This is a genomic window from Undibacterium sp. GrIS 1.2 (assembly GCF_040544435.1).
In the GTDB taxonomy this organism is placed as follows: Bacteria; Pseudomonadota; Gammaproteobacteria; order Burkholderiales; family Burkholderiaceae_D; genus Undibacterium.
The window spans coordinates 22,164-48,533 of record NZ_JBEONP010000015.1; the positions used below are offsets into that span (position 1 = coordinate 22,164).

Genomic DNA, 26,370 nt, shown 5'->3' on the forward strand with positions numbered 1-26,370 from the left:
ACTTAGTTGAAAAATCTCACGCCTGCGTTACGTAGCATACTGGTGAGTGCAATGAGTGGTAATCCGGTTAACGCCGTCGGGTCGCTATTGTCAATGCGTTCAATAATCGCAATCCCTAGCCCTTCATTTTTGGCGCTGCCTGCGCAATCATAGGGTTGCTCTATGCGCAGATAAGCGTCTAGTTCGGCGTCATCCAACTGGCGGAACTGCACTTTGGTTTGCACATTCTCAATTTGCAGCGCGAATTTCTCGCCAGTCATTTTACGATTATCCAGCAAGCACAAGGCTGTATGGAATATCACATTACGTCCGCGCATTTTTTGTAATTGTTTTAACGCGTTTTCATGAATGCCGGGTTTGCCAATTTGCTCGCCATCTAGCGTCGCGACCTGATCTGAGCCTATAATCAGCGCCCCTGTTGCTCCAGCATTCCCAGTATTATTGGCATCGCCAACAAACAACCTGCTAATTGACTCTGCTTTTTGTTGCGCTAGGCGCATTGCCGTTTGTTCTGGTGATTCTCCTGCAACCGCTTGCTCGTTAATCTCTGGTGCGACGGCTTCAAAAGGTAATTGCAATCGACTTAATAACTCACGCCGATAAGCGGAACTGGATGCAAGAATCAAGCGAGGGGAGGGATAAAAAGTCGGTTTGCTGGCGGACATGTTTGATGAAATTGACAAGAAAATCAGAACTCAGTCAAAGATTGGCACTTCAATTGGAACTTAATCCGTACCTAAAGCACAATAATTGCGCCTAAGCTTTGACTTGGTAGAGGGAATCCTGTTATTATCGCAGGTTTTCTGGGTTCAAATAATCCTATGCAAGCATTTGTGATTGACGCTTTCTCGTTTTGCCAGCTTAACGAGCACCGTGAAGGCAGTGTATTAATTGCAGATTTACCTCGGCTTTCCGAGGAAATCGCCAACAACCAAGGTTCGTTGCAATGGTCTTTGGATGGCGGCAAGGATAAAATCGGCCACCCGCAGCTGACTCTGTCAGTTCGTGGAGAAATGCAAGTCATGTGTCAGCGTTGTTTGACACCATTTGCGTTTAAGCTAGATTCAGAATCAGTATTAATTCTCGCCAAAGATGAAGATAAAGCCGATGAAATAGAAGCTTTATTAAACAATGACGAGGTTGATGTAGTAGTAGGCAGCAAAACATTAGATGTCATGGATTTGATTGAAGATGAGGCGCTGTTAGAAATACCCCAATCGCCCAAACATGCAGTATGCCCGGATGTATCCTTGGATTCTCCAGTGGCAGCGAGTGTTGCAGAAGTTGCGGCAGACGCGAGTAAAAAAGCATCGCCATTCGCTGTGCTGAAGAAGATAAATGGGCGTACCTAGTGGCATTATTCTGAAAAAACACTCAGGTCGAAGTATTGTTAGGGATTCTTGTTTGTTATTAAATCGTACAAGCAAGTGTGTTAAATTTTAGAAACATTTTTTGAAGTATTAGGAGTTATCATGGCCGTTCAGCAAAACAAAAAATCACCATCCAAGCGCGGTATGCACCGTTCACACGATTTCCTGGTTGCTCCGCAATTGGGTATCGAGCCAACAACTGGCGAAACGCATCTGCGTCACCACATCAGCCCAAATGGCTTTTACCGTGGTCGTAAAGTATTGAAAACTAAGAACGACGAGTAATCGTTTTCTTGGGTAAAAAAAGCGGCGTTACAAGTCCTGCACTTGGCGCCGCTTTTTTTACATTCTTATTCAGGACTTACGCAAAATTGTCTCGGCAAGACGTGGTGACGAGGGCAGTGCTTTTATGATGGCTGGGAATTGCAATGCGCTCAGGGCGGTTTTTGCGTAAGTCCTGTTTTTAAAAGCATGTCCGATTCGCCATGTGAGAATAAATTGAATCAGTTGAATTGATGTAATTTTATAAATTTTTTGTTGAGATAGTGCGTGAAATAGTGCGACTTGACCACCTCAATCTTGATAAGATAGCGACCTCGGAATGAAGTTTAGTATCACTACATGACAATAAAAATTTCCATTGACTGCATGGGCGGAGATCACGGCCCGGTAGTTACAGTCGCAGCAGCAGTATCTTTCGCTAATCGTGAACCAGATGCTGAATTTATTCTAGTCGGGCTTGAATCACATATTCAGGCGGAACTGAAAAAAAATCGCGCGCTCAATCATCCTCGTATCTCCATCGTTAACGCTACTGAAGTAGTGACGATGGATGATCCTATTGAAATTGCCTTGCGTCGTAAAAAAGACTCTTCCATGCGGGTCGCATTGAATCAGGTTAAGGACGGGCATGCGCAGGCCTGTGTTTCCGCAGGGAATACTGGCGCACTGATGGCAGTTTCGCGCTACGTGCTGAAAACCATGCAGGGTGTGGATCGACCGGCAATTTGCAGTATGCTGCCGAATCAAAAAAACAAACCAACTTACATGCTAGATCTTGGTGCTAACGTCGATTGTGAACCTCTACATTTGCATCAATTTGCGATCATGGGCTCTGCTTTGGTATCAGCCCTAGAAGGTAAAAGTAAGCCTACTATCGGTTTGCTGAATGTCGGTGAAGAGGACATCAAAGGTAATGATGTCGTTAAAAAAACCGCACAATTGCTACGCGCTGATCACGAAAGAGGTTTGCTGAATTTTTATGGCAATGTAGAGGGTAATGACATTTTTAAGGGTACAACTGACATTGTTGTATGTGACGGATTTGTCGGTAACGTCACCCTTAAGGCAGCGGAAGGTATGGGGCGTTTTGTTAAGACCACTTTGACCGACGCCTTTAAAAGCAGCCCGCTCAACATGTTGGGTGCCTTGATTGCCCGCAGTGCGCTGAAGTCGATTTCTCGCACGATGAACCCGTCAAATTATAATGGCGGTAGCCTATTAGGGCTTCGCGGTCTGGTGTTCAAGAGTCATGGTAGTGCAGATAAATATAGCTACGAATGGGCAATTCAGCGTGCGTTCGATGCTGCTAAAAATGATGTATTGTCGCGTATCTCGACATCAATGGCAGAGCTGATGCCTGCTGTAGAATCGATATCTCCCGAAATCAATGAACCTTTGGTACAGAAAACGGCATGACTTTTTTCAGTAAAATTATCGGCACGGGCAGCTATCTGCCACCCAACAAAGTAAGTAATCAGCAGCTGACCGAGCAGTTAGCTTTAACCGGGATAGAGACCTCAGACGAGTGGATATTTTCGCGTAGCGGAATCTCGGCGCGCCACTACGCAACGGCTGATGTCAACTCCAGTGACTTGGCGGTTGAAGCATCTAAGCGAGCTTTGGATGCAGCCAAGATGCAAGCTAATGATATTGATTTGATTATTCTGGCTACATCAACACCTGATTTTCTAGGTGGCTTTCCAAGTACCGCTTGTGTTTTGCAACATAAATTGGGTATCACTAACGGTGCCGCCGCTGTCGACGTGCAAGCCGTATGTAGTGGCTTTATGTATGCGTTGGCCATGGCCGACAGCATGATTAAATCCGGTGCGCACAAAAACGTCTTGGTAGTCGGTGCCGAAGTATTTTCGCGTATTTTAAATTTTCAAGATCGTACTACTTGCGTGCTATTTGGTGATGGTGCTGGTGCAGTTGTTTTATCTCGTTCATCTGAGCCTGGTGTATTGGCTACCAAGTTACATGCAGATGGTAGCTATGCCAATATTTTGTGCGTGCCAGGTAGCGTTAATTCAGGTGCAATTACAGGTAATGCTTTCTTGTATATGGATGGTCAGGCTGTCTTCAAATTAGCGGTCTCTTTGTTAGAGAAAGTTGCTCACGAAGCGCTGGAGATCGCTGGTTTAGACGTAGCTCAAATTGACTGGCTGGTTCCACATCAGGCAAATATTCGCATCATGCAAAGTACGGCAAAAAAAATGCGTATGTCGATGGATAAAGTTGTAGTGACTGTTGCTCAGCACGGCAATACATCTGCGGCTTCAATTCCATTGGCGCTTGATGTGGCAGTCCGGGATGGTCGCATTAAGCCGGGTCAAACAGTAATGCTGGAAGGCGTGGGCGGTGGCTTTACTTGGGGTGCTGCTATTATAAAAATGTAGCTCATGACTTGGTCAAGAATCTAAGCTTAAAACGTAATCCAAGAATATATTCAAGAAGTAAATATTTAAAATAAATACAGAGACTTTTTAAAATCTATGACTCAATTTGCATTTGTTTTTCCAGGGCAGGGTTCGCAAGCCATTGGTATGTTAAACGGCTTTGCCGATAATCATATTGTGCAGCAAACAATTACTGAAGCGTCGGATGCATTGCAGTTCGATCTGGGTAAATTGATTGCCGATGGGCCAAAAGAATTACTTGATTTAACGACCAATACTCAGCCTGTGATGCTGACAGCAGCGGTAGCTTGTTATCGCGCCTGGATTGCGGCTGGTGGTGCCATGCCTGAGTTGGTCGCGGGACATAGCTTGGGTGAGTATTCCGCTTTAGTCGCTTCCGGCGTGATCGCGTTTAAAGACGCTGTGCCATTGGTGAGATTCCGTGCGCAGGCAATGCAAGACGCTGTGCCTGTTGGTCATGGCGGTATGGCCGCTATTTTGGGGTTATCAGACGAAGATGTAATCGCGGCTTGCGCCGAAGCGATCATAGGTCACGCAGATGAAGTGGTCGAGGCGGTGAATTTTAATGCTCCGGCACAAGTTGTTATCGCAGGTAGTAAGGCTGCGGTTGACCGTGCTTGTGAGATTGCAAAGGCAAAAGGTGCAAAGCGCGCCTTGCCTTTAGCTGTTTCAGCACCATTTCATTCTTCATTGTTGAGACCTGCATCTGATAAGTTGCGGGATTACATAGCAGGTTTGAATTTTTCTGCGCCGGTAATTCCTCTGATAAATAATGTCGATGTGGCGATTATTAATGACGTTGCTGCAATCAAAGATGCGCTGGTGCGTCAGGCGGCAAATCCTGTGCGCTGGGTCGAAACAGTGCAAAAAATTGGCTCTAGTGGAGTATCGCATGTAATTGAATGCGGTCCAGGTAAAGTATTGACTGGTTTGACCAAGCGCATTAATAGTGAGCTGATTGGTGATGCAATCTTTGATCAGGCGTCGCTGGAAAAAGTGATGGAAATTCTAAAATGACACAACAATTAGTAAATCAGGTTGCACTTGTTACTGGTGCATCTCGGGGTATTGGTAAAGCCATAGCCATTGCTTTAGCTACAGCTGGTGCACGCGTGATTGGCACTGCCACATCTGAATCTGGCGCTGCCGCGATTTCAGAATATCTTGCTGAAGTCGGGCCGGACGCAGGCAAGGGCGTCGCTCTCAACGTCAATGATGTCGCGCGTTGTACTTCACTCGTAGATGAAATTCAAAAAGAATTTGGCGGCTTGTCTATCTTGGTTAACAACGCTGGCATTACGCAAGATCAATTAGCGATGCGTATGAAAGAGGAGGAGTGGGATAGTGTTATCTCGACTAATCTAAGTTCCGTCGGGCGTCTTTCACGCGCCGTATTGCGCGGTATGATGAAGGCAAAACACGGGCGTATCATCAATATCACCTCAGTCGTCGGTTCTGCTGGCAATCCTGGGCAAATGAACTACGCAGCCGCAAAAGCTGGTGTTGCCGGCATGAGTCGTGCGCTGGCGCGTGAAATTGGTAGCCGTAACATTACAGTTAATTGTATAGCGCCTGGTTTTATTGACACAGACATGACCAAATCGTTGACAGACGATCAAAAAGTGGCAATTCTGCAGCAAATTCCATTGGCTAGATTAGGTCAGCCGGAAGATATTGCAGCCGCAACTCTTTTTCTCGCATCACCTGCAGCGGGTTATATTACTGGAACAACGCTGCATGTTAATGGTGGGATGTATTTAAGTTAATTTCGATTAATTTAGTTTTATTGGTATTTATCGGGTTAATCGCTGCAAATAAGCGGAGATATGCCTGTAAAATACTTACTTGCTTTTTTTGCGCGCAAACCTGCTAAAATGCGCGCACTTTCTGAAACCACTAATGGAGAATCACATGTCAGATATCGAACAACGCGTTAAGAAAATCGTCGCTGAACAATTGGGCGTCGCTGAAGCAGACATCAAAATCGAATCTTCCTTTGTGGATGATCTGGGTGCTGATTCCCTTGATACAGTTGAATTAGTCATGGCTCTTGAAGATGAGTTCGAAATGGAAATTCCTGACGAACAAGCTGAAAAAATCACTACTGTGCAACAAGCAATCGACTACGCTACTGCGCACGTTAAAGCTTAATATTGGCTTTAAGCCTGTTGAGTTTTAATGTAATCGTCTGCGGTCATCGCTGTATTGCCGCAACGAAATCCAAGCATAACCAGTTTTCAAGTCCAGGAGAAGCGCTTGAGCCGTACGCTTAAACGTCGTGTCGTGGTCACCGGTCTCGGTTGCGTTTCCCCAGTTGGCAATACTATTGCCGATGCATGGGGTGGCGTAACTGCAGGCAAATCCGGTATTGCCACTATTACCAAATTTGATGCAACACCTTTCTCTACGCATTTTGCGGGAGAGGTTAAAGGCTTCAATATCGAGGAATATATCCCCGCTAAAGAAGCTCGCAATATGGATACGTTTATCCATTACGGTGTGGCTGCTGGAATGCAGGCTTTCCGTGATAGTGGTCTTAACGTCACTGAAGAAAATGCTGAGCGTATCGGCGTAATCGTTGGTTCTGGGATTGGTGGTTTGCCACTGATTGAAGAAACTAAAGATATTTTGACTGAGCGTGGCCCACGTCGTATCAGTCCGTTCTTCGTTCCTGCCTCAATCATTAATATGATTTCTGGTCACTTATCGATTAAGTTTGGCTTAAAAGGGCCAAATCTGGCGATTGTTACTGCTTGTACCACCGGCTTACATTGTATTGGTTCTGCCGCTCGTATGATCGAGTACGGTGATGCTGACGTCATGATTGCTGGGGGTGCGGAATCTACTATTTCTCCACTGGGTTTAGGCGGCTTTGCTTCTGCTCGCGCACTCTCTTCACGTAATGATGACCCAGCTACTGCATCCCGTCCATGGGATAAGGATAGAGATGGTTTTGTCTTAGGTGAAGGTGCCGGTGTCATGGTGCTGGAAGAATACGAACACGCCAAAGCACGCGGAGCCAAAATTTATGCAGAAGTGCTAGGTTTTGGTATGAGTGGAGATGCGTATCACATCACATCGCCATCAATGGATGGGCCTCGTCGCAGTATGGTCAATGCAATGAAAAATGCAGAAATCAATCCTGATCAAATTAATTACCTAAATGCACACGGTACGTCCACGTCTTTAGGTGATAAGAATGAAACAGATGCGATCAAAGCAACCTTCGGTGATTATGCTTATAAAATAACTGTCAATTCGACCAAATCGATGACCGGACATTTATTAGGCGGCGCTGGTGGTTTGGAATCTGTATTTACCGTTTTGGCGCTGCATCATCAAATTTCACCACCAACAATTAATATTTTTAATCAAGATCCAGAATGCGATCTCGATTACTGCGCTAATACGGCTAGAGAAATGAACATCAATTTTGCGATGAAAAACTCTTTTGGCTTTGGTGGTACAAACGGCACATTAATTTTTGGTAAAGTTTAAATTACTATTTTTGTAATTGATTTGCAAATCTAATTTGCCAGTTTAAATGAAATAATTCGGCACTTCAGTTCTTAGGAACGAAGTGCCGCTTTCTTTTGGTGACTCATGTCGATAAGCCTGTCTGCCACTATTGCACCATCACGCTGCCTATTATTAGCGACCGCCTGTATGTGTGTTCTGGTAACTGGTATCGTTGTGTGCAGTGTATGGTCGTTTGGGTGGCAACTAAGTTGGCATTTATTTTTTCGGTTGTTATTAATATTCGTAAGTCTAGTATTAATAGCTTATCGATTTATGGCATTTTTAAATAATCGTTTGTCAGTAAAAATAGATATTACCGCTTCTGGCAGAATTATCTTGCGACGCTTTATAAAACAATCCGACGCATGGCAGTCATATGTAGTTACCATGACTGACGCTACTACTTTATGGTCGCATTTGTTACTGCTACATTTGCAGTCGCAAGATGATCAGGGACGGCGCATACATATTGTTCCCATTTTGCCTGACTGCGTTGATGCGCGCTCCTGGCGTAAATTATCCGTAGCGTTGCGCTGGATTGCTATTCATCAGCAGGCGCAGAAAAATACAGCAGCACAACCTGGGAACTTTTAACCGGTGTATGTGATCTACACAGCATATCGCGTTTAAATTCTCCCGAAAATAGGAAACAGTGAGTGACGACAGAGCGCGAGATTGATCAACTACTTGTTGAGCGCGTCCAGCGTGGTGACAAAAAAGCATTTGAGCTATTGGTTTCTAAATATCAAAGGAAACTCATGCGGCTTGTGTCTCGTCTCGTCCATGATCAGGCAGAAGCTGAAGACGTGGTGCAAGAATCTTTTATTAAAGCTTACCGCGCGATGGGGAATTTTCGTGGAGATGCCGCTTTCTATACTTGGTTGTACAGAATCGGTGTGAATACTGCTAAAAATTATCTGGTGACGCAAGGACGGCGTGCACCCACTTCGACAGATGCTGATATCGAAGAGGCAGAAACTTTTGTCGACGCGGACGGACTAAGGGATATCAATACACCAGAGTCTTTGTTGGCCAGTAAGCAGATCGCAGATACTGTGAATAATGCAATGCTTGCCCTGCCAGAAGAATTGCGTAGTGCGATTACTTTGCGTGAAATTGAAGGTTTGAGTTATGACGAAATTGCAGAAGTCATGTTGTGCCCGATTGGCACCGTGAGGAGCCGCATTTTTCGGGCAAGGGAGGCGATCGCTGAGAAGTTGCGTCCCATGCTGGGGACAACTCTGGATCAGCGATGGTGAAGCCAGACTGAGGCAGCGTCGAACACTTACAAGATAGACTGACAAAGCAGATTTGAATATATTAAGTAGTAAAAATTGCGGATAAGATCATGAAGACAGATACCACTAAACAAGAACGCATTTCAGCTTTGCTCGATAATCAGCTAACTGATGCACAACTCGATATGGCGCTTGCCAGCCTGAGTGCTGCAGATCACGCGGAATCGAAAGAAGCATGGGAAATTTATCATCAAATTGGTGATGTATTGCGCTCCGATGATTTGTCGTTTAACTTAAGTGCTGATTTTTCTTCAAAAATGAAAGCGCTGCTAGACGCTGAACCTGTCGTCCTCGCGCCACAACGCCAGCTAAGTCAAGCAAGTTCGACTCCAGCAGAGCCAACGCTGAGCTTCACCAATCGCTCGCGTTTTTCTCGCTACATGACAATGTCGGGTGTTGCTGCAGCTGTGTTGCTTGCGTTTGTATTAGTGCCGCAAATACCATCCAATTCAGGTGGCGATAACTTGCAAGCTAATCTCAACACTCAAGCCAATGTCGCCCAGATAAATACGCCATCTAATACGCCAAGCTCAGCGTCACAAAATTCATCTCTGACAAATGGAGATTTAGTACAGCTGGTTTCTAATACCACCGCACCGGAAGTAAAAGCTAAATTATCCGATCAGATAGAAATGTTGCGTGATCCTCGGCTGGATAGTTATTTACAGGCGCATCAGAAATTTTCTCCGTCTATAGAAAATGGTACGCAGTACGCAACCCGTGCTAACGTCCCTTATTCCAGTTCTGCAGCTCCCGCTTCTTTAGTATCGGAAAAATAGACACTATGCTGTTGCCGCGTTCAAGTTTTCCTTTATTTTTGCTGATTGCAGGTATTGCTGCGAGTCCTTTGCTGTATGCGCAAAGTCAGGAAGCGCAGGACATACCAAGCCTGCTGCGTAAGATGCAAAGTTCAGCGCAAAAGCTCAATTACTCCGGTACCTTCGTATATCAGCAAGCGAATCAAATGCGCACCTCGCGCATTACGCATTTGTTGGAAGCCAATAACGAGCTAGAAAAACTAGAAATTCTGGATGGCAAGCCAAGAGAATACGTTAGACATAATGACGAGGTAACTTGTTATCTGCCTGAAAGTAAAACCATACAGGTTGAAAAACAAGTTACCCAAGAAGTATTCCCTTCTTTGCTCACCAGCAATGCACAATCCTTGCCAGAATCGTACTCGATTAAAAAAGCCGAACTTAGTCGCGTCGCAGGCTCCCAATGTCAGGTATTGAGCTTCGAGCCTAAAGATATTTATCGCTATGGCTATCGCTTGTGCATGGATCAGACCTCAGGTTTGTTATTACGTGCACAAACCGTTAATGCAAAAAATGAAGTGATAGAGCAAATTGCCTTCACCCAGCTTTACTTGGGTGATATCGATAAGAGCCGCGTTAAGCCAAGTTTTCAAAATACGGCACAATGGCATGTTGAAAACCTCACAGTACAGCCTAATATCAATTCTGGTTGGGTAGTGATGGCTTTACCCGCAGGATTTAAGAAAAACCGTGAGATGAAGCGCTTGATTCCTGTGTCAATTGCATCAAATGGTTCAACTACGGCAGCGGCATCCGCAGCTAGTCAGCCTAAACCTCATGAAGTCATACAAATGATTTTTTCTGATGGCATTGCTGCGATTTCGGTCTTTATCGAGCCAGATACTCAAGGCCGGACTGAGGGTAGTTTGCAGCAAGGCGCGGTTACAATTATGGGTAAGCGTCATGGAGATTATTGGTTGACCGCTGTAGGCGAGGTACCATTTGCTGCAATTAAACAAGTCATAAACTCCATTGAATTTAAACCTAAGTGATGATGCCATGAAAATAACACCACGCTTCCCTGTCAAAAATTTTGTTTCCACCGTCATTTCCACTTTAACGATCAGTGCCTGTTTTGGCTTTATCGCCCCAACCGTGATGGGTGCGACATTGGCCGAGGCCGCACCAGCATCTGCAACAGCTCCCCTAGTTACTGGCTTACCTGATTTTACGGACTTGGTGGATAAAACCAGTCCTGCCGTAGTGAATATCCGCACCACAGAAAAAGTCCAGCAAGGGCAAATGGAAATGGGCGGAGATGACGAGCAGATGCAAGAGTTTTTCCGTCGCTTCTTCGGTATGCCAATTCCCAAGCAGCAACCTGCACCAACACCAAAGGGTCGTAAAAAAGCACCTCAGCGGCAAGAAGAAGAAATTCCGCGCGGCGTAGGCTCCGGTTTTATCATCTCGCAAGACGGTTATGTTCTGACCAACACCCACGTAGTTGAAGGCGCTTCAGAAGTCTACGTTAAACTCACCGACAAGCGCGAATTCAAAGCCAAAGTTATAGGCTCAGATCAACGTACTGACGTCGCCGTATTAAAAATCGAAGGCAGCAAGTTGCCACGTTTGTCGATTGGTGATTCAGACAAAATTAGAGCAGGCGAATGGGTACTGGCGATCGGTTCTCCGTTTGATCTGGACAACACAGTTACCGCCGGGATTATCTCTGCTAAAGCCCGTGATACAGGAGATTATCTGCCTTTGATCCAAACAGACGTTGCCGTCAATCCTGGCAATTCAGGCGGTCCGCTGATCAATATGCGTGGCGAAGTGATCGGTATCAACTCCCAGATTTATAGTCGCTCTGGCGGTTATATGGGTATTTCCTTCGCGATTCCGATCAATGAGGCGATGCGGGTCGCCGACCAGTTAAAATCAGGTGGCAAAGTCACACGCGGTCGTATCGGTGTATTGCTCGGCGAAATGTCTAAAGAGGTCGCAGAATCCATCGGTTTGTCCAAAGCCCAAGGTGCCTTAGTCAGCCAGGTCGAGCCAGGTGCGCCGGCAGACAAAGCAGGCGTCCAAGATGGCGACGTTATCCTTAAATTTAATGGCATCGCTATAGAAAAATCTAGCGATCTGCCACGTATTGTTGGCATGGTGAAGCCGGGTTCAAAAGCCACTATCTCCATTTGGCGTAAAGGTGCCGCACGTGAGTTATCCGTTGTGGTGGCGGAAGCAGAAGCTGATAATAAAGTCGCTGCGAAAACGGATAAAAAACCTAAGCGTGAACAAGCAACAAACGTCTTAGGTATTTTTGTCACCGACATGACCGACGCGCAAAAGAAAGAATTGCCAGGCGCCAGCGGTGTGGTTATCGATTCTGTTGAAGGCCCCGCAGCGCAAGCAGGTCTGCAGCAAGGTGACATCATCCTGACCTTGAATAATGTCGATGTCAAAGATGCTAAGCAGTTTGCTGCTATGGTCGCAAAACTTGATGCGAAAAAAGCTGCCGTCTTGTTAGTCCGCCGGGACAATATTTCTAAATTCATCCCGATTCGTCCTGCTGCTCAGTAATTTGATTTTACGTGCGTCACCACATTAACAAAAACTGCCCGCACTCGTGTGGGCAGTTTTTTTGTAAGTGCTTGAAAGACTTCTGTAGTAGTCGCTTAGACCGAATCTATCCACTTATAATGACGTCAGAATTGTTTGGCAGTTTTTCGCCAGTTACATAATGATTGGCTTGAATGCTGAAAATATACTCTAGGTAAGTATATTTTAATTGTCCAATAGATCATTGGACAATCTGGCATATTAATGAAAATAATCGGGGAGTATAGGTAATATTCCTCTCAGATCAAAGTAAAATGACCGAATTCACCCTTTATTCCCGCAGTTATTGCCATCTTTGCGACGACATGCTGGCGCAGTTGCAAGCGTTTTCCAACGACTTTAACTTCACCGTACATGTGCTGGATGTTGATGCCGACGATGCTTTGCTCGCTTTATATGATGAGTTAGTGCCAGTGCTTGTGGGTAAAAAAGTCAATGCGCCGGAGCAGCAGATTTGCCATTATTTTTTAGACCAAGCCAAATTGAAAGCATTTTTAGATGAGTAAAATCGACTCCACCTTCTCGCTGTTTGATTATGAAGGCGAATTAATTTGTGGTGTAGACGAAGCGGGGCGCGGTCCGTTAGCTGGTCCTGTGATGGCTGCGGCAGTGATCCTTAATCCTGCGCATCCGATTGCCGGTTTGCGCGATTCTAAGAAACTGAGTGAGGCCAGGCGCGACCAGTTAGCGATTGAGATTAAGCAATATGCGCTGGCCTGGTCTATTGCCGAATGTTCTGAGCAAGAAATTGATGAGCTTAATATTTTGCAGGCCACCATGCTGGCAATGCGCCGCGCAGTAGAGGGTTTAGCCATCCAGCCGACACTGGCACTGATTGACGGCAATCGTTGTCCTGTCATGTCGGTACGATCAGAGGCGATCGTCAAAGGCGATGACAAAGTACAAGCTATTTCAGCCGCCTCGATTTTGGCAAAAACGGCTCGTGACCACCGTCTGGCACAATTGCATTTGCAGTATCCGCAATACGCTTTGGATCAGCACAAAGGTTATCCTACCGCCTTACATTTGGCGTTATTGCGTGAACATGGCGTCTCGCCAATTCATAGAAAATCTTATGCGCCGGTAAGAGCGTTGTTAAGCTCTAGCTTCCAAAAGACTGACCCCAATTTCTGACTCAATGAAATCAATTACTTCCCGCGATAATCCGCTCTTTAAAGAACTGAAGCTGCTTGCCACCAGCTCGCAAGCGCGTCGTAAGTCTGGCCGTACTTTGCTGGATGGCGTGCATTTATGTCAGGCATATTGGCAGCATCTGGGCGCACCGCAAATCTGTATTATTTCTGAGGGCAGCGTCCATCACCCTGAGGTGGAATCAATACTCTCGCTGTGTAGCGAAAAGGCGCAATGTATTTGTTTGCCTGATGCTTTGTACAATGCGTTGAGTCAGGTCGAACACGGCATTGGTGTCATGTTTATCATCGCCACGCCTGATCCGGTATTCCCGGCACTGCTGCAAGAATCCTCAGTCTTGCTCGATAATTTACAAGATCCTGGCAACTTAGGATCGATCTTGCGCAGCGCCGCTGGCGCAGGCATTCGCAACGTATTTTGTAGTCCCGGTACCGCTTTTGCGTGGTCGCCTAAAGTGATGCGGGCTGGGATGGGCGCACATTTTTTGCTAAATATTTTTGAAAATGTTGATCTGCACAGTTTACTCAACAATACCCGCATACCGATTCTGGCAACCAGCTCGCATACGACACAGACGATTTATCAGGTAAATTTAAATCAGCCTGTCGCATGGCTATTCGGTCATGAAGGGCAGGGCGTAGCAGAGGATTTGATGGCGCTGGCAAGCCACACCGTTACTATCCCGCAGCGGGCAGAAATCGAGTCGCTGAATGTTGCTGCCAGTGCTGCAATTTGTTTTTTTGAGCAAGTCAGACAATCGCTGTAAATTGTAAGGTTACATAAAAAATAGAGCGCCAATTTCTCGCTCTATTTTTTTGATTTTTTGATCAAGACTACCTAACAGGCATCAAGGATGCAGCCGATACCAATAATGATAACAACGGCTAAACCCCAGTTTTTCATACACCCGGATGGCTGTTGCATTCGCCGCTACGACTTGCAGATAAGCATCGCTGGCACCGCCTGATTTACCCCATACCATGAGTTTGCTGCAAAGTTGTTGTGCCAACCCTCGCCCGCGAAAATCGGGATGCGTGACGACATCAAATAATCCCAACTGTGTGCCAGTGATCACACCAAGCCCGCAGCAGACTATCTGGCCGCCTTCTCGCAATACCGCAAAAGCGCATTGACCTTGGATCGCCTGCAGCATTCGCAGATGGATTTTTTATCCTATTGCCTCATAACCAGATAGTTCTTGGAAAGCGCTCAGCCACGGTTTTACCTCAATGAGGAAGCCCTGTTCATGAGCATCATCGCCCATATCGTTATTACGACTTTCAGCCAAATTGACTGTCATTACCAGCGACAAATCGGCAAACTGATAGCCTTGTTTTTCTAAGCTCTGGTCAACCTCGGGCGACGTACAAAATGACGCCAGGCGGAAAATAGGCGTTAGCTTGCGTGCGTGGAAAATCTCTTCGATGTGCTTGATCTGTGTTTCTGGCAAGCTTGTGATCCTGACTAAGGCATTCGCAGAATTGGCGCGCTTGGTATACCCCTCAGAAAAACGCAGCCGCCAGCCGTCAACATCTTGTTGCTCCAGCGCAGGCCATGCGGCAAACGCCGCTTGTTCTATCGTATGCATAAAAATATCTGTTTTTGGTTTTCTCAGCAGAAAATCAGCTACAGGTTTTCCTTTAATGATTTTTATACTGCCGGTGGGTATATATTAAGCGTCCATATAATCATTGGATACTGTGGCATATTTATTAAAAATAACGGGGAGTATATTGATTTGTACCGGAATTTTTTGGTATTAAACATACGAGTTAGCTTGAAAATGAGTGCGTAACACAGAGGTACAAAGAACGCAAAGGTGATTTACTCTCTGCGTTTTTTGCTTCTACTCAGCGCCATGCCTACTTGACTTCAAGCTACTTAGTAAATCCTCACATCCGATTTAATCTCTTGCAAAATTGTGGTGGAGATTTCTTCGATTGACTTGGTGGTGGATGATAACCAGCGTATGCCTTCACGCTTCATCATCGCTTCTGCTTCGTTGACTTCATAGCGACAATTTTCTAAAGACGCATATTTGCTACCAGGGCGGCGCTCGTTGCGGATCTCGGATAAGCGCTCCGGCGCGATGCTCAAGCCAAAAATTTTTGCCTTATACGGCGGCAGGTTAGACGGTAATTTGCCACGCTCAAAATCATCCGGTATTAAAGGATAATTCGCTGCTTTAATCCCGTATTGCATTGCCAGGTATAAGCTGGTCGGAGTTTTGCCCGAGCGCGATACGCCGACCAGAATGACATCGGCTGCCGACAGATTTTTATGCGATTGACCGTCGTCATGCGCTAATGAAAAGTTGATTGCCTCGATACGGTTTTTATATTCTTCCGAATCGGTCATGTTGTGGCTGCGACCGATGGTGTGGCTGGATTTCACGCCCAGCTCGTGCTCCAGTGGCGCGACAAAGGTTTGGATCAAATCCATATGCATGCCTTTGGATTTAAATACCACTTCGGCCAGATCAGTTTTAACCAAGGTAGAAAAAATAATAGGGCGATTGCCGTCAACAGCCAAAGCCTCATTAATTTTGCGCGCCGCGTCATGCGCTTTGTCTAAGGTGTCGATGAAAGGTAATCGAACTTGCTTAAACTTTAAGTCAAATTGGGTTAAAACTGAATGACCAAAAGTTTCGGCAGTAATACCCGTACCATCCGATACAAAAAATACGGTCCGGTTAGCGGGTGGGATGGGCGGTTGTAGTGGATCAGGCATGGAGTCTTTGCTCGGCTGGGTGGATGACTTGTTTGCACAGCGATTTATTTCGCCGCACAAAAATTCTTTCTATACTTATAACAAAAAAGACGCTAAATTCTAACTTTACGTGGGCAAATTAGCTGGCACTCCATGTAAAATGGCAGCCAGCAAGTTGCACGCAATAGTTACTTTTCTTTCAGCTCCTCTTTGTCTTCGCGCATTGATACTAAGAATAACAAAAAAAACAGCGATGGACGAAGTAGTTTGCACTAAGTAAGAGCATTCAGAGCAGTAAAGATCCGTATCGATTAGCATGTGCCATGACTAGTACAGATTTCTTACCATCAAAAAGAGGTTGTTATGTCCAACGCAGCAATTACCGAGGCAACTTATGTCGCCTCGTTTGAGCATTTACGAATGACGGATGTTGAATCCGTCGGCGGGAAAAATGCATCTTTAGGCGAAATGATTAGCCAGCTGGCAACGGCAGGTGTCCGTGTTCCGGGTGGTTTTGCCACAACAGCACAGGCTTTCCGTGATTTTTTATCGTATAGCGAAAACGGCGGCGCACCATTGGCGCAGCGTATCGCTGATCGCCTCGTCAGTTTAGATATTGAAGACGTCAAAGAACTGGCAAGAGCGGGTGCCGAAATCCGTCAATGGATTATTGATACGCCGTTTCAGCCACGTTTGCAAAAAGAGATTGAAGAGTTTTATAACCGCTTGGTTGCAGACTCGACGGCGGAAATGTCATTTGCTGTGCGCTCCTCAGCCACGGCAGAAGATTTACCAGATGCCTCATTTGCAGGTCAGCAAGAGACTTTCCTCAACGTGGTCGGCATCGACAACGTGTTAGAAGCGATGAAGCATGTTTTTGCATCGCTGTATAACGACCGTGCCATTTCCTACCGTGTACACAAAGGCTTTACGCATGCTGAGGTCGCCTTGTCGGCGGGGGTGCAGCGCATGGTACGTTCTGATCTGGGCGCGGCTGGTGTGATGTTCACGATTGATACCGAGTCCGGTTTTAAGGATGTGGTTTTCATCACATCCAGCTACGGTCTGGGCGAAACAGTAGTGCAGGGCGCGGTCAATCCTGATGAATTTTATGTTCATAAGCCGATGCTGGAACTAGGTAAATTGCCAGTGATCCGCCGCAATATCGGTTCCAAGCTGATCAAAATGGAATTTACTGGCGAAGCCAAAGCAGGTCGCTCTGTTAAAACAGTCGATGTCCCTATCGAACTGCGCAATCGCTATTCGCTCAACGATACTGAAGTGGTTGAGCTGGCCAAGTACGCTGTCATCATCGAAAAACACTACGGTCGTCCTATGGATATCGAGTGGGGCAAAGATGGTCGTGACGGCAAACTCTACATTTTGCAGGCACGTCCAGAAACCGTTAAATCACAACAAAAATCAACCGATGCGCAGCAACGCTTTAAGCTCAAAGGTACCGGCACAGTTATTACGTCTGGCCGTGCCATTGGACAGAAAATCGGCGCAGGTCGCGTCCGTGTGATCCATGATCCATCCGAAATGGAGCGCGTGCAACCAGGTGACGTATTAGTTGCCGACATGACCGATCCTAACTGGGAACCCGTCATGAAGCGTGCTGCAGCGATCGTGACTAATCGCGGTGGCCGTACTTGCCACGCAGCGATTATTGCGCGTGAGTTGGGTGTGCCTGCGGTAGTTGGTTGCGGCGATGCGACTGAATTGCTTAAAGACGGCACGCTGGTCACCGTATCTTGTGCCGAGGGTGACGAAGGCAAAATCTACGACGGTTTGCTAGAGACAGAAATCACAGAAGAAATGCGTGGCGAATTGCCTAAGCTGCCACTCAAAATTATGCTCAATGTGGGCAATCCGCAATTGGCATTTGATTTCCAATCCGTACCAAACGAAGGTGTGGGTCTGGCGCGTTTAGAGTTCATCATCAACAACAATATCGGTGTTCATCCAAAAGCGATTCTGGAATATCCGAATATTGATGCAGATCTGAAAAAAGCAGTTGAATCGGTCGCGCGTGGACATGCTTCTCCAAGAGCGTTCTATGTTGACAAATTAGCCGAAGGTATCGCTACGATCGCAGCCGCATTCTGGCCGAAAAAAGTCATCGTGCGTTTGTCTGATTTTAAATCGAACGAATATAAAAAGTTGATCGGCGGATCACGTTACGAGCCGGATGAAGAAAATCCGATGTTAGGCTTCCGCGGTGCAGCGCGTTATTTGGCAGGTGACTTTGCTGAGTCGTTTGAGATGGAATGCCTGGCAATGAAACGTGTCCGTAACGATATGGGTCTCACCAATGTCGAGATCATGGTGCCTTTCGTCCGTACTTTGGGGCAGGCAGAAAAAGTAGTGAATCTGCTCGCCAAAAACGGCCTCAAGCGTGGTGAAAACGGCTTGCGCATTATCATGATGTGCGAGGTCCCATCTAATGCGATTTTGGCAGAAGAATTCTTGCAATTCTTTGATGGCTTCTCGATCGGTTCCAACGATCTGACTCAGCTTACACTGGGCTTGGATCGAGATTCCGGCATGGAGTTGCTGGCGGCTGATTTTGATGAGCGTGATCCTGCTGTGCGTGCTTTGCTGTCACGCGCCATTGCTGCCTGCATCAAATTGAATAAGTACGTTGGTATTTGCGGTCAGGGCCCATCCGATCATCCTGACTTTGCAGAATGGTTGATGAAGGAAGGTATAGAGTCTATTTCACTCAATCCTGATTCTGTCATTGATACCTGGCAAAAACTGGCGGCTGTGAGCAAATAAAAAACTCACCAATTTCAGTCGTCAGTAGCAAAATAAAGCGTGAGCCTGTATCAAAAACAGGCTCACGCTTTTTTGTTGGTGCGCCGCAACAAGACTGATTTTAGTGGTTGTAGTTTACGGAATTTAGACTAGACTACCGATGCCTTAACAGTAATAAAAATAAAATCAATACTCCAACAAAATTCATAAAAATAGCCCTCGCTGCCAAAAGGTAGCGGGGGCTTTTTTTTACAGAATTTGGTGAGTAAATTCTCAACGCGATTACCGATGACCGTTTGAAACAAATCGCGCAGAATACGACGATTCACCGATGTTGGCGATATTGAACTTGAATAGTGATGAAAAAAGATAAGGAGAAAAAACGACTATGAACGCATGGATGATGTGGCTGGTGTTGGCGGGTTTGGTGGTGATACTAGAATTGTTTACTGGCACTTTTTATTTGTTAATGATTTCTATCGGCATTGTGGCTGGTGCCTTGGTTGCTTTCTTCAATTTTGGTGTCTCCACACAATTGATTATTGCCGCTTTGGTGGGTGCGGTTGCTACGGTCACGCTGCATAAAAGCAAGTACGGTTTTACAAAAAACGTGGATGCTGCGCGTGATCCGAATGTGAATATGGACATCGGTCAGACCCTGCAAATCGATGAATGGAAAGATGCCGGTAACGGTAAATTTAATGCGCGTTCCATGTATCGCGGTGCAATGTGGGATGTAGAGTTGCAGCACTCAGCTGGGTATCCTGGCGTATATGTGATTGATGAAATACAAGGAAGTCGTTTAATTGTAAAACCGTCGTAAAACACGGCAATGCCGTTGCAACTGTTTAGTCGTAATGACTTAGTAGTCGTGCTTGGTAGTGGTACTTAGTCACTATATTGAGTCATCTTAATTTGTCTGAAACCGATTTGAATTTTATGGAGTGTATATGGGTAGTTTTAGTGGTGTAGCTTTAATTCTGTTTGTTCTGGCAATGGTCTTTGTCATCAAAACCATTAATGTCGTGCCGCAACAGCATGCTTGGGTAGTCGAGCGTTTGGGTAAATATCATGCAACTCTGGGGCCAGGTTTAAACATTGTTGTTCCTTTTGTTGATCGCATAGCCTACAAACATATTTTGAAAGAAATCCCGTTGGATGTGCCACCGCAAGTATGTATTACGCGCGACAACACACAGTTGCAAGTGGACGGTATTTTGTATTTTCAAATTACGGATGCGATGCGCGCATCGTATGGGTCTTCCAATTACATCGCTGCGATTACGCAACTGGCACAAACCACCTTGCGTTCTGTCATCGGTAAGATGGAACTGGACAAAACATTTGAAGAGCGCGACCACATCAATACAACGATCGTGAATGCGATTGATGAATCCGCCGCTAATTGGGGTGTCAAAGTCTTGCGTTACGAAATCAAAGACCTCACACCACCCAAAGAGATTCTGCATGCGATGCAGGCGCAGATTACTGCCGAGCGTGAAAAACGTGCCCTGATCGCCGCGTCGGAAGGTCGTAAGCAAGAACAAATCAATATTGCAACCGGTGAGAGAGAAGCTTCCATCGCCAAATCAGAAGGTGAAATGCAAGCATCGATTAATCGTGCGCAAGGTCAGGCAGCCGCTATCCTCTCTATTGCAGAAGCGAGTGCAGAAGCGATTCGTAAAACTGCCGCTGCGATGCAATTACCAGGTGGCTCTGATGCCGCTAATCTTAAAGTTGCTGAGCAATATGTAGCGGCTTTTGCCAATTTGGCTAAGACCAATAATTCCATCATTATCCCAGCCAATTTGGGTGATATGAGTGGCCTGATCGCTACCGCAATGCAAGTCGTTAAGTCCCAAAAAGTCATCGCAACAGAAGTGCCGCGACGACCTTCTTAATTTTCTTATGGAGCGTGACAGGCTCCCTATTTTTCCACAAAAAAAGCAAACAGTAGTTCAGCTAGCGCTTATCCAGTGCTAGTCAGGCCGCTGCATTTCCAGAAATTCGGGATTCATAAAAAAAGGATTCATCATGCTTGAAATTATTTTGGCAGTCTCCGTACTTGCCCTCGTTATTTTGGTGTACGCCAGCAATATGCTGGTGTATATCTCCAACGAAAAAATCGGTATCGTAGAAAAGAAATGGTCACTGTCAGGTTCCTTAGAACATGGATTTATCGCCTTAAGCGGTGAGGCTGGTTTTCAGCCCGAAGTCTTACGTGGTGGCTTCCATTTATTCTTCCCATTTCAATATGCGATTCATCGGCATGATCTAGTAACGATACAGCAGGGCACGCTTGCCTATGTATTTGCCCGCGACGGACAAGCGATGGCGCCGACACAAAATCTAGCCTGCAATAAAACGGCAAATGACTTTACGGATGTGCGTGGATTTTTGACCAGCGCAGGTCAAAAGGGCTTGCAAAGAAAAATTCTGCGCGAAGGTACTTATGCGATCAACCTTGCTCAATTCGTCGTCTTGAGTTCTGAAAAAGTCTACGCCTTGCCTTTGCCAGGCGACACCAATATCAATAGCGAAGGTCAGGTCGTTGGTCAATTGGCAGAAATGTTAAATGAACTCAGAAAGCGTAACGGCTTTCAGCCTCTTGTGATCCGTGACGATAAACTAGCTGTCATTACTACGCATGAAGGCCAATCTCTGCCAGAGGGCACCATCGTTGCACCCGTGGTTGGTGCCGATCCCCATCACGCTGCTAGCTATCACCATGATTATCAAAATCCTGAAGTCTTTATCGATGCCGGTGGTTATAAAGGTCGCCAATTACAAGTCTTGGTGGAAGGTACTTATTATCTGAATGCACGTTTCGCTAGTTATGAAATCGTGGAGAAACGCGTGGTCGCGGTGGGCTATGTCGGTGTGGTTGTCTCTTACACTGGCAAAGCCGGTAATGATGTGACAGGTGAGGCATATCGTCATGGTGAACTGGTGGGCAGTGATGAAAAAGGTGTACAAGCCGCGCCGCTATTACCTGGAAAATACGCACTTAATCCTTATGCTAAACGGGTCATCGATGTCCCAACAACGAATTTCATTTTGAAATGGCAATCAGGGGCTGTTGGTTCGCATGAGTTAGATAAGCATTTGAGCGAAGTGTCCTTAATTACCAAAGATGCGTTTGAGCCTGATTTGCCATTATCTGTAGTCGTTAATATCGACTACAAAATGGCACCGCTTGTGATTCAGCGCTTCGGCGATATCCAAAAATTGGTTGAGCAAACGCTGGACCCGATGGTTGCTGCTTATTTTAAAAATATAGGACAAGGCAAAACGCTGATCGAATTATTGCAAGAGCGTTCCGATATCCAAGAGCGTGCCAAAGCAGAAATGCGCAAAAACTTTGAAGGCTATAACCTGACTTTAAATGAAGTCCTGATCGGCACTCCGCGCGCCAAAACAGGGGATACGCAAATTGAAGTCATCCTAAAACAACTGCGTGAACGCCAAGTGTCGAGAGAACAATTAGAGACCTACAAAACCAAAGAAACTGCAGCAGTACAAGAACGTATTTTGCGTGAGGCAGAGGCCAAAGCGAAACAACAAACGGCCATTACCGAATCAGAATTAGCCGTCAAAATCGCCGAAAACCAAGGTAGTGCAGCAGTTCAGAAAGCGATCAAAGCAGCGGAAGAAGCACGCCAAACGGCGTCTGGTGCCGCCGATGCCAAACGTACTCTGGCCAACGCCGAAGCGTATCAACTTCAACAAGTCGGTGAGGCGCAAGCAAAAGCAACTCGCTTGAATGTAGAAGCCTATGGCGGTCCAGAACTGCAATTCCAGCAAACAGTCTTACTGCGCTTTGCTGAAGCGATTGAAAAAGGTCACATCGCCATGGTACCAAGCATACAAACCGGTGGCGCAAGTGCGTCAGCAGTTGATGCATTTCTTGCATTGGCAGCGAAGGATTTATTAAATAAATCAGAGAAAAAAGAAGCGATCGTTATTTGATCACCTAAGCTCGATCTGATTGGAGTAGACCACAAAAGCACCGCATGACTTTGAAAAGAGTCATGCGGTTTTTGTTGTAATTCAGGAGTGATGCAAATCACGGATTGGTTCTCATACTTTGTGACGGAAACATCTTTCACTCAATACCACGAATAAAAAGAGTATTTAATATACTCCCTATCATTTTTATGAAATATGCCTCATTGCCCAATGATTATATGGACAATAAATTATACTAGCTGGGAGTATTTAATACTAGTCTATGGCAATGATATCTAAAACCTAGCTGAACTGATGCCTGAGACAACAAATCAATTGGCATGTTTCTGATCTATTCACGATGTCTTGCCCACATTGATTGAAGCAAATTTTTGTCAAAAATATCATGATCTGACTTAAGATACGGCTTGATTGCAACTACACCATTCTTGTTTCGCTTTTCGGTCTTACAGCCTTAGCAACTCAATCCAACTTTGCCGACACACGTAATTACTTCATGAGCCAATCTCGCAAAATTATTCTCGCCATTGCCGCCCTAGTTGTTACGGCTTTGGTCGCATCAGGCGCTTATATTTTTTCTACCAGCAAGACAACAAAGCCAGAGCAGGGAAAGGCCGATCTCGTTGATATCGCTCCATCGCAAAACAAGTTGCCGAAAGAGTTAGGCGATATTCTGGCAGCGTACAGAAAAGTGATCGTACTGTTAGGCGACGAAAAGTCACTCAATGCCAAAGAGAAAACCGCTGCTAACCGGATTGGTCAAGCCTTGTTTCATGAAAATCTGGGGCGACTGCTTGCTGTTGATGATTATCTGGAGTCATTAAAAAAGCTCAAAGCGCCAGAGCGCGAAGCTGCTTATGACGCCATGCTCAATTTTATTGAATCCGGTGAGGGCTTGTTCGACGCTGATCGGCTGGCTTTCCGTGAAGTCTTACTCAAACTGCAAAAAGCGATTGCGACAGAACAAACTTTGCCAGCGATTAAATTACATAAACGCGTTGGTGATGATCTTACTGCTTTGGATGAGATCGAAAGAGAATACGATAAAGAATTAAAAGACATTTTCTCCCGGTTTGAGACCCGCTCGATAGAGCTAAAACGGGAGCGTTGGGATGATTACCTCAACAAGCTGCGCAAACTCTATCCGCGTGAACAGATCCTTAAAGACTATGGCGTGATCTTGCCTTACCCTGAGATTCCGGAACCGGTTGATCCTGCTGCTGCAGCCAAAGACAAGGATATTTTTGGCACTGGCTTGCCCGCCAAAACAATCGTCTTAACGTTTGATGATGGTCCACATGCGACTTATACCGACGAGATCGCAGCGATACTCAAACAATACAATGTGCCTGCGGTATTTTTTCAAGTCGGGCGCAACGTTGGTACCGTTGATGCGCAAGGTAAAGAAAAGTTGAATAAAAACGCGGATATCAGCAAAAAATTATTGGCATCCGGGTATGCGATTGGAAATCATAGCTTTAGCCATGCCTTGCTCTCGAAAGAAAATGGCGATAGTTTGCATGCCGAGATCGCACAAACCGACCAGTTATTAAAAGCGATTGATCCCGCGCGCTCGTCCTTGTTCCGCTTTCCGTATGGTGCCAAAAATAAGGAAGGCATGCAGATTTTGTCCAGCCTTGGTTTGCGTTCAGTGTTGTGGAATATTGATTCCTTGGACTGGGCCGATCCCGTCCCCAATTCCATCGCGAACCGTGTATTGGCGACAGTCGATAAAGAGCAGCGCGGCATTATTTTATTCCACGATATTCACGAGCGTACCGTCAAGGCGTTGCCGCTGGTGCTGGATAAACTGATCGCCGATGGGTATCACTTTGCTGGATGGAATGGCAGCGAATTTAAGGTAGGGAAAGAAACTACCGCGCCAGTAGAAAAAATTAGCATTACGACCGATTACCAAAATAGCTGGGCAGTCGTCATCGGAATTAATGATTATGCTAAATGGCCCAAGTTGCAGTACGCGGTACAAGATGCGAATTCGATTCGTGACATGCTGATTGGCCGTCTGGGTTTTTCCAGCGACAAAGTCATTACTCTGACCAATGCCGACGCCACCAGGAACAATATCCTGAGCGTATTTCATGACAAACTAGGTCATGGACAACTGAAAAAAGATGACCGTGTTTTTGTATTTTTTGCCGGCCACGGTGCTACCCGCAAACTGAGTTCTGGTCGCAATTTGGGCTACATCATTCCTGTTGATTCCGATCCTGAACAAATCTCCGTCGATGCGATCCCGATGACGGATTTGCAGAACATCGCCGAGAGTCTGAATGCCAAGCACATCCTGTTTGTGATGGACGCCTGCTACAGTGGCCTTGGCTTAACCCGCGGTGGCGGCACCAGCAGTTTCCTGCGTGAGAATGCCAAGCGGCTGGGTCGTCAGATGCTGACTGCCGGTGGCGCGGATCAGTTAGTCGCTGATGGAGGGCCAAACGGCCATTCGGTCTTCACCTGGACGCTACTACAAGCCCTGTCCGGCAAAGCGGATCTCAATGGTGACGGCATGATCACCGCTACCGAGCTGGCAGCTTACATCGCACCTGCAGTGTCCAGTGTATCGCAACAGACACCCGCATTTGGCAGCCTGCCAGGATCAGAAGGCGGTGAATTTGTGTTTGAAGTACGGAGCGAATCCGAGTTCTTAAATGCCAAGACAGATCAGTTGTCCGCAGATGCGATTGCGCTCAACAGCAAGATTGACGACGCCCGTAACAAGGTCGGTACAGACGCACCGATCGTGATTAAAAATCTGAACGGCGGCGAGCAAAAAATCGCTGCGCCTAAACCGGTCGACGCTTCATCCCGGCAGCTAGCGCAACGTGCCAATGATCAGGGCTTGCAACTTTATCGGGAAAAACAATACCCGCAGGCAGAGGCGGCCTTCACAGAGGCGCTTAAGTACCGACCTGACTTTGGTTTGGCCGCGAATAATCTGGGTTTCGTTTACTTTAAACAAGAGAAGTTTGCCGAGGCGGCACGCTGGTTTGAAAACACCTTGCAAATCGATCCCTCCAGAGCCATCGCCTACCTCAATCTGGGCGATGCAAGAGCAAGGCTGAATGACAACGAAAAGGCAAAAGCCGCCTACAACACCTTCTTGCAGCTATCGCCGAATAGTCCCAATGCGGCGTATGTGAAAGAAGCGTTGAAGAAGTTGAATTAATCTTGATGGAAGCGGGGGGCTGATTTAATAAAGTTGAATCAGCGAGCTTAAATCAGCGTACTTAAATCCGCAAAATTGAACTTATAAAATTCAATCCGCGTTGAATCCGCGCATAGCTAAGCAAACTAAACACATCACTCCTTCTCCCGCAAGCGGGAGAAGGCTGGGGTGAGGGCAGATGCAAGCGGCAAGGCAATTTATCTCAAATCACTAGCACCGAATTTACCACCAGCATTTGGAAACTCTATACACGTAGGGTGCGCCATGCGCACCATTTGCAACTCGATCCCGCAGCTCAAGTTTATCGGTGCGCACGGCGCACCCTAGCTA

General features: G+C 46.2%; 25 protein-coding genes. 21 read left to right on the top strand and 4 right to left on the bottom strand.

The features are described 5' to 3' along the window. Positions 1-2: 2 nt before the first annotated feature. A complete protein-coding gene (locus AAKU61_RS08535) occupies positions 3-665 on the bottom strand; it encodes a Maf-like protein (protein WP_354331340.1) in 663 nt (220 codons plus the stop codon). Between the two features lie 156 nt (positions 666-821). Here AAKU61_RS08535 and AAKU61_RS08540 point away from each other — a divergent pair, with 156 nt between their 5' ends. The 16 genes from AAKU61_RS08540 (at position 822) to AAKU61_RS08615 (ending at position 14,184) form a co-directional block, all read left to right on the top strand. After that, positions 822-1,352, top strand: a complete 531-nt coding sequence (locus tag AAKU61_RS08540) for a YceD family protein (protein ID WP_322119314.1) — start codon at positions 822-824, stop codon at positions 1,350-1,352. Between the two features lie 120 nt (positions 1,353-1,472). Further along, the gene (gene rpmF, locus AAKU61_RS08545) at positions 1,473-1,655 is read left to right on the top strand and encodes a 50S ribosomal protein L32 (RefSeq protein WP_008449924.1); all 183 of its coding nucleotides are present in this window, start codon (positions 1,473-1,475) and stop codon (positions 1,653-1,655) included. 336 nt (positions 1,656-1,991) lie between these two features. Continuing rightward, a complete protein-coding gene (plsX, locus tag AAKU61_RS08550) occupies positions 1,992-3,068 on the top strand; it encodes a phosphate acyltransferase PlsX (protein ID WP_354331343.1) in 1,077 nt (358 codons plus the stop codon). Beyond that, positions 3,065-4,051, top strand: a complete 987-nt coding sequence (locus AAKU61_RS08555) for a beta-ketoacyl-ACP synthase III (RefSeq protein WP_323492932.1) — start codon at positions 3,065-3,067, stop codon at positions 4,049-4,051. The genes plsX and AAKU61_RS08555 overlap by 4 nt, the downstream gene beginning before the upstream one ends. Before the next feature lie 96 nt (positions 4,052-4,147). Beyond that, positions 4,148-5,089, top strand: coding sequence for an ACP S-malonyltransferase (gene fabD, locus AAKU61_RS08560; protein ID WP_354331345.1), 942 nt, complete (start codon positions 4,148-4,150; stop codon positions 5,087-5,089). Then, entirely contained in the window at positions 5,086-5,838 is a 753-nt protein-coding gene (gene fabG, locus AAKU61_RS08565; protein WP_354331347.1) for a 3-oxoacyl-ACP reductase FabG, read from the top strand. The genes fabD and fabG overlap by 4 nt, the downstream gene beginning before the upstream one ends. Positions 5,839-5,983: 145 nt before the next feature. Then, a complete protein-coding gene (gene acpP / locus AAKU61_RS08570; protein WP_008449912.1) occupies positions 5,984-6,223 on the top strand; it encodes an acyl carrier protein in 240 nt (79 codons plus the stop codon). A 105-nt stretch (positions 6,224-6,328) separates the two neighbouring features. Then, a complete protein-coding gene (gene fabF / locus AAKU61_RS08575) occupies positions 6,329-7,570 on the top strand; it encodes a beta-ketoacyl-ACP synthase II (protein ID WP_354331350.1) in 1,242 nt (413 codons plus the stop codon). Positions 7,571-7,675: 105 nt separating this feature from the next. Beyond that, on the top strand, positions 7,676-8,185 hold the full coding sequence (locus AAKU61_RS08580) for a protein YgfX (protein WP_354331352.1): 510 nt from the start codon (positions 7,676-7,678) through the stop codon (positions 8,183-8,185). 62 nt (positions 8,186-8,247) lie between these two features. Next, positions 8,248-8,850 carry an RNA polymerase sigma factor RpoE gene (gene rpoE, locus AAKU61_RS08585; RefSeq protein WP_354331354.1) on the top strand — a complete coding sequence of 201 codons (603 nt, stop codon included), beginning with the start codon at positions 8,248-8,250 and terminating at the stop codon, positions 8,848-8,850. 89 nt (positions 8,851-8,939) lie between these two features. After that, positions 8,940-9,668, top strand: coding sequence for a sigma-E factor negative regulatory protein (locus AAKU61_RS08590; RefSeq protein ID WP_354331356.1), 729 nt, complete (start codon positions 8,940-8,942; stop codon positions 9,666-9,668). Positions 9,669-9,673: 5 nt separating this feature from the next. After that, a complete protein-coding gene (locus AAKU61_RS08595) occupies positions 9,674-10,699 on the top strand; it encodes a MucB/RseB C-terminal domain-containing protein (protein ID WP_354331358.1) in 1,026 nt (341 codons plus the stop codon). Between the two features lie 7 nt (positions 10,700-10,706). Continuing rightward, on the top strand, positions 10,707-12,227 hold the full coding sequence (locus AAKU61_RS08600; RefSeq protein WP_503012595.1) for a DegQ family serine endoprotease: 1,521 nt from the start codon (positions 10,707-10,709) through the stop codon (positions 12,225-12,227). Positions 12,228-12,520: 293 nt separating this feature from the next. Continuing rightward, positions 12,521-12,772 carry a glutaredoxin family protein gene (locus AAKU61_RS08605; protein WP_354331360.1) on the top strand — a complete coding sequence of 84 codons (252 nt, stop codon included), beginning with the start codon at positions 12,521-12,523 and terminating at the stop codon, positions 12,770-12,772. Beyond that, positions 12,765-13,400, top strand: a complete 636-nt coding sequence (gene rnhB, locus AAKU61_RS08610; RefSeq protein WP_354331362.1) for a ribonuclease HII — start codon at positions 12,765-12,767, stop codon at positions 13,398-13,400. Before AAKU61_RS08605 ends, rnhB begins: the two co-directional genes overlap by 8 nt. Positions 13,401-13,404: 4 nt before the next feature. After that, complete coding sequence (locus tag AAKU61_RS08615; RefSeq protein WP_354331364.1) at positions 13,405-14,184, top strand: TrmH family RNA methyltransferase; 780 nt, start codon at positions 13,405-13,407, stop codon at positions 14,182-14,184. A gap of 81 nt (positions 14,185-14,265) precedes the next feature. On the opposite strand, the gene AAKU61_RS08620 is transcribed toward AAKU61_RS08615, so the two are convergent. The 3 genes from AAKU61_RS08620 to ppsR form a co-directional block, all read right to left on the bottom strand. Continuing rightward, positions 14,266-14,571 carry a GNAT family N-acetyltransferase gene (locus AAKU61_RS08620; RefSeq protein WP_354331366.1) on the bottom strand — a complete coding sequence of 102 codons (306 nt, stop codon included), beginning with the start codon at positions 14,569-14,571 and terminating at the stop codon, positions 14,266-14,268. A gap of 15 nt (positions 14,572-14,586) precedes the next feature. Further along, positions 14,587-15,006, bottom strand: coding sequence for a GNAT family N-acetyltransferase, cg3035/Rv0428c family (locus tag AAKU61_RS08625; protein ID WP_354331368.1), 420 nt, complete (start codon positions 15,004-15,006; stop codon positions 14,587-14,589). Positions 15,007-15,299: 293 nt separating this feature from the next. After that, positions 15,300-16,148, bottom strand: a complete 849-nt coding sequence (gene ppsR / locus AAKU61_RS08630) for a posphoenolpyruvate synthetase regulatory kinase/phosphorylase PpsR (RefSeq protein ID WP_322119301.1) — start codon at positions 16,146-16,148, stop codon at positions 15,300-15,302. Positions 16,149-16,490: 342 nt separating this feature from the next. On the opposite strand from ppsR, the gene ppsA reads away from it, so the two are divergent. The 5 genes from ppsA to AAKU61_RS08655 all read left to right on the top strand — a co-directional run bounded on the left by ppsA (position 16,491) and on the right by AAKU61_RS08655 (position 26,040). Further along, positions 16,491-18,908 carry a phosphoenolpyruvate synthase gene (ppsA, locus tag AAKU61_RS08635; RefSeq protein ID WP_354331370.1) on the top strand — a complete coding sequence of 806 codons (2,418 nt, stop codon included), beginning with the start codon at positions 16,491-16,493 and terminating at the stop codon, positions 18,906-18,908. A gap of 367 nt (positions 18,909-19,275) precedes the next feature. Next, the gene (locus tag AAKU61_RS08640) at positions 19,276-19,710 is read left to right on the top strand and encodes an NfeD family protein (RefSeq protein ID WP_354331372.1); all 435 of its coding nucleotides are present in this window, start codon (positions 19,276-19,278) and stop codon (positions 19,708-19,710) included. Between the two features lie 127 nt (positions 19,711-19,837). After that, positions 19,838-20,788 (top strand): SPFH domain-containing protein, encoded by a 951-nt coding sequence (locus AAKU61_RS08645; protein ID WP_322119298.1) that lies wholly within the window; start codon positions 19,838-19,840, stop codon positions 20,786-20,788. Positions 20,789-20,921: 133 nt separating this feature from the next. Next, positions 20,922-22,856 carry an SPFH domain-containing protein gene (locus AAKU61_RS08650; RefSeq protein ID WP_354331374.1) on the top strand — a complete coding sequence of 645 codons (1,935 nt, stop codon included), beginning with the start codon at positions 20,922-20,924 and terminating at the stop codon, positions 22,854-22,856. A gap of 496 nt (positions 22,857-23,352) precedes the next feature. Next, positions 23,353-26,040 carry a polysaccharide deacetylase family protein gene (locus AAKU61_RS08655; RefSeq protein ID WP_354331376.1) on the top strand — a complete coding sequence of 896 codons (2,688 nt, stop codon included), beginning with the start codon at positions 23,353-23,355 and terminating at the stop codon, positions 26,038-26,040. Positions 26,041-26,370 lie beyond the last annotated feature (330 nt).

Excerpts from the sequence above, each read along its gene's own strand:
- ppsR (WP_322119301.1), bottom strand. The coding sequence starts at position 16,148 with ATGCCTGATCCACTACAACCGCCCATCCCACCCGCTAACCGGACCGTA.
- rpmF (WP_008449924.1), top strand. The coding sequence starts at position 1,473 with ATGGCCGTTCAGCAAAACAAAAAATCACCATCCAAGCGCGGTATGCAC.
- AAKU61_RS08625 (WP_354331368.1), bottom strand. The coding sequence starts at position 15,006 with ATGCATACGATAGAACAAGCGGCGTTTGCCGCATGGCCTGCGCTGGAG.
- AAKU61_RS08645 (WP_322119298.1), top strand. The coding sequence starts at position 19,838 with ATGGGTAGTTTTAGTGGTGTAGCTTTAATTCTGTTTGTTCTGGCAATG.
- AAKU61_RS08620 (WP_354331366.1), bottom strand. The coding sequence starts at position 14,571 with ATGCTGCAGGCGATCCAAGGTCAATGCGCTTTTGCGGTATTGCGAGAA.
- AAKU61_RS08605 (WP_354331360.1), top strand. The coding sequence starts at position 12,521 with ATGACCGAATTCACCCTTTATTCCCGCAGTTATTGCCATCTTTGCGAC.
- AAKU61_RS08540 (WP_322119314.1), top strand. The coding sequence starts at position 822 with ATGCAAGCATTTGTGATTGACGCTTTCTCGTTTTGCCAGCTTAACGAG.
- plsX (WP_354331343.1), top strand. The coding sequence starts at position 1,992 with ATGACAATAAAAATTTCCATTGACTGCATGGGCGGAGATCACGGCCCG.
- ppsA (WP_354331370.1), top strand. The coding sequence starts at position 16,491 with ATGTCCAACGCAGCAATTACCGAGGCAACTTATGTCGCCTCGTTTGAG.
- AAKU61_RS08600 (WP_503012595.1), top strand. The coding sequence starts at position 10,707 with ATGAAAATAACACCACGCTTCCCTGTCAAAAATTTTGTTTCCACCGTC.
- AAKU61_RS08555 (WP_323492932.1), top strand. The coding sequence starts at position 3,065 with ATGACTTTTTTCAGTAAAATTATCGGCACGGGCAGCTATCTGCCACCC.
- AAKU61_RS08655 (WP_354331376.1), top strand. The coding sequence starts at position 23,353 with ATGAGCCAATCTCGCAAAATTATTCTCGCCATTGCCGCCCTAGTTGTT.
- fabG (WP_354331347.1), top strand. The coding sequence starts at position 5,086 with ATGACACAACAATTAGTAAATCAGGTTGCACTTGTTACTGGTGCATCT.
- AAKU61_RS08615 (WP_354331364.1), top strand. The coding sequence starts at position 13,405 with ATGAAATCAATTACTTCCCGCGATAATCCGCTCTTTAAAGAACTGAAG.
- AAKU61_RS08595 (WP_354331358.1), top strand. The coding sequence starts at position 9,674 with ATGCTGTTGCCGCGTTCAAGTTTTCCTTTATTTTTGCTGATTGCAGGT.
- fabD (WP_354331345.1), top strand. The coding sequence starts at position 4,148 with ATGACTCAATTTGCATTTGTTTTTCCAGGGCAGGGTTCGCAAGCCATT.
- acpP (WP_008449912.1), top strand. The coding sequence starts at position 5,984 with ATGTCAGATATCGAACAACGCGTTAAGAAAATCGTCGCTGAACAATTG.
- AAKU61_RS08580 (WP_354331352.1), top strand. The coding sequence starts at position 7,676 with ATGTCGATAAGCCTGTCTGCCACTATTGCACCATCACGCTGCCTATTA.
- rnhB (WP_354331362.1), top strand. The coding sequence starts at position 12,765 with ATGAGTAAAATCGACTCCACCTTCTCGCTGTTTGATTATGAAGGCGAA.
- AAKU61_RS08590 (WP_354331356.1), top strand. The coding sequence starts at position 8,940 with ATGAAGACAGATACCACTAAACAAGAACGCATTTCAGCTTTGCTCGAT.
- AAKU61_RS08650 (WP_354331374.1), top strand. The coding sequence starts at position 20,922 with ATGCTTGAAATTATTTTGGCAGTCTCCGTACTTGCCCTCGTTATTTTG.
- AAKU61_RS08640 (WP_354331372.1), top strand. The coding sequence starts at position 19,276 with ATGAACGCATGGATGATGTGGCTGGTGTTGGCGGGTTTGGTGGTGATA.
- AAKU61_RS08535 (WP_354331340.1), bottom strand. The coding sequence starts at position 665 with ATGTCCGCCAGCAAACCGACTTTTTATCCCTCCCCTCGCTTGATTCTT.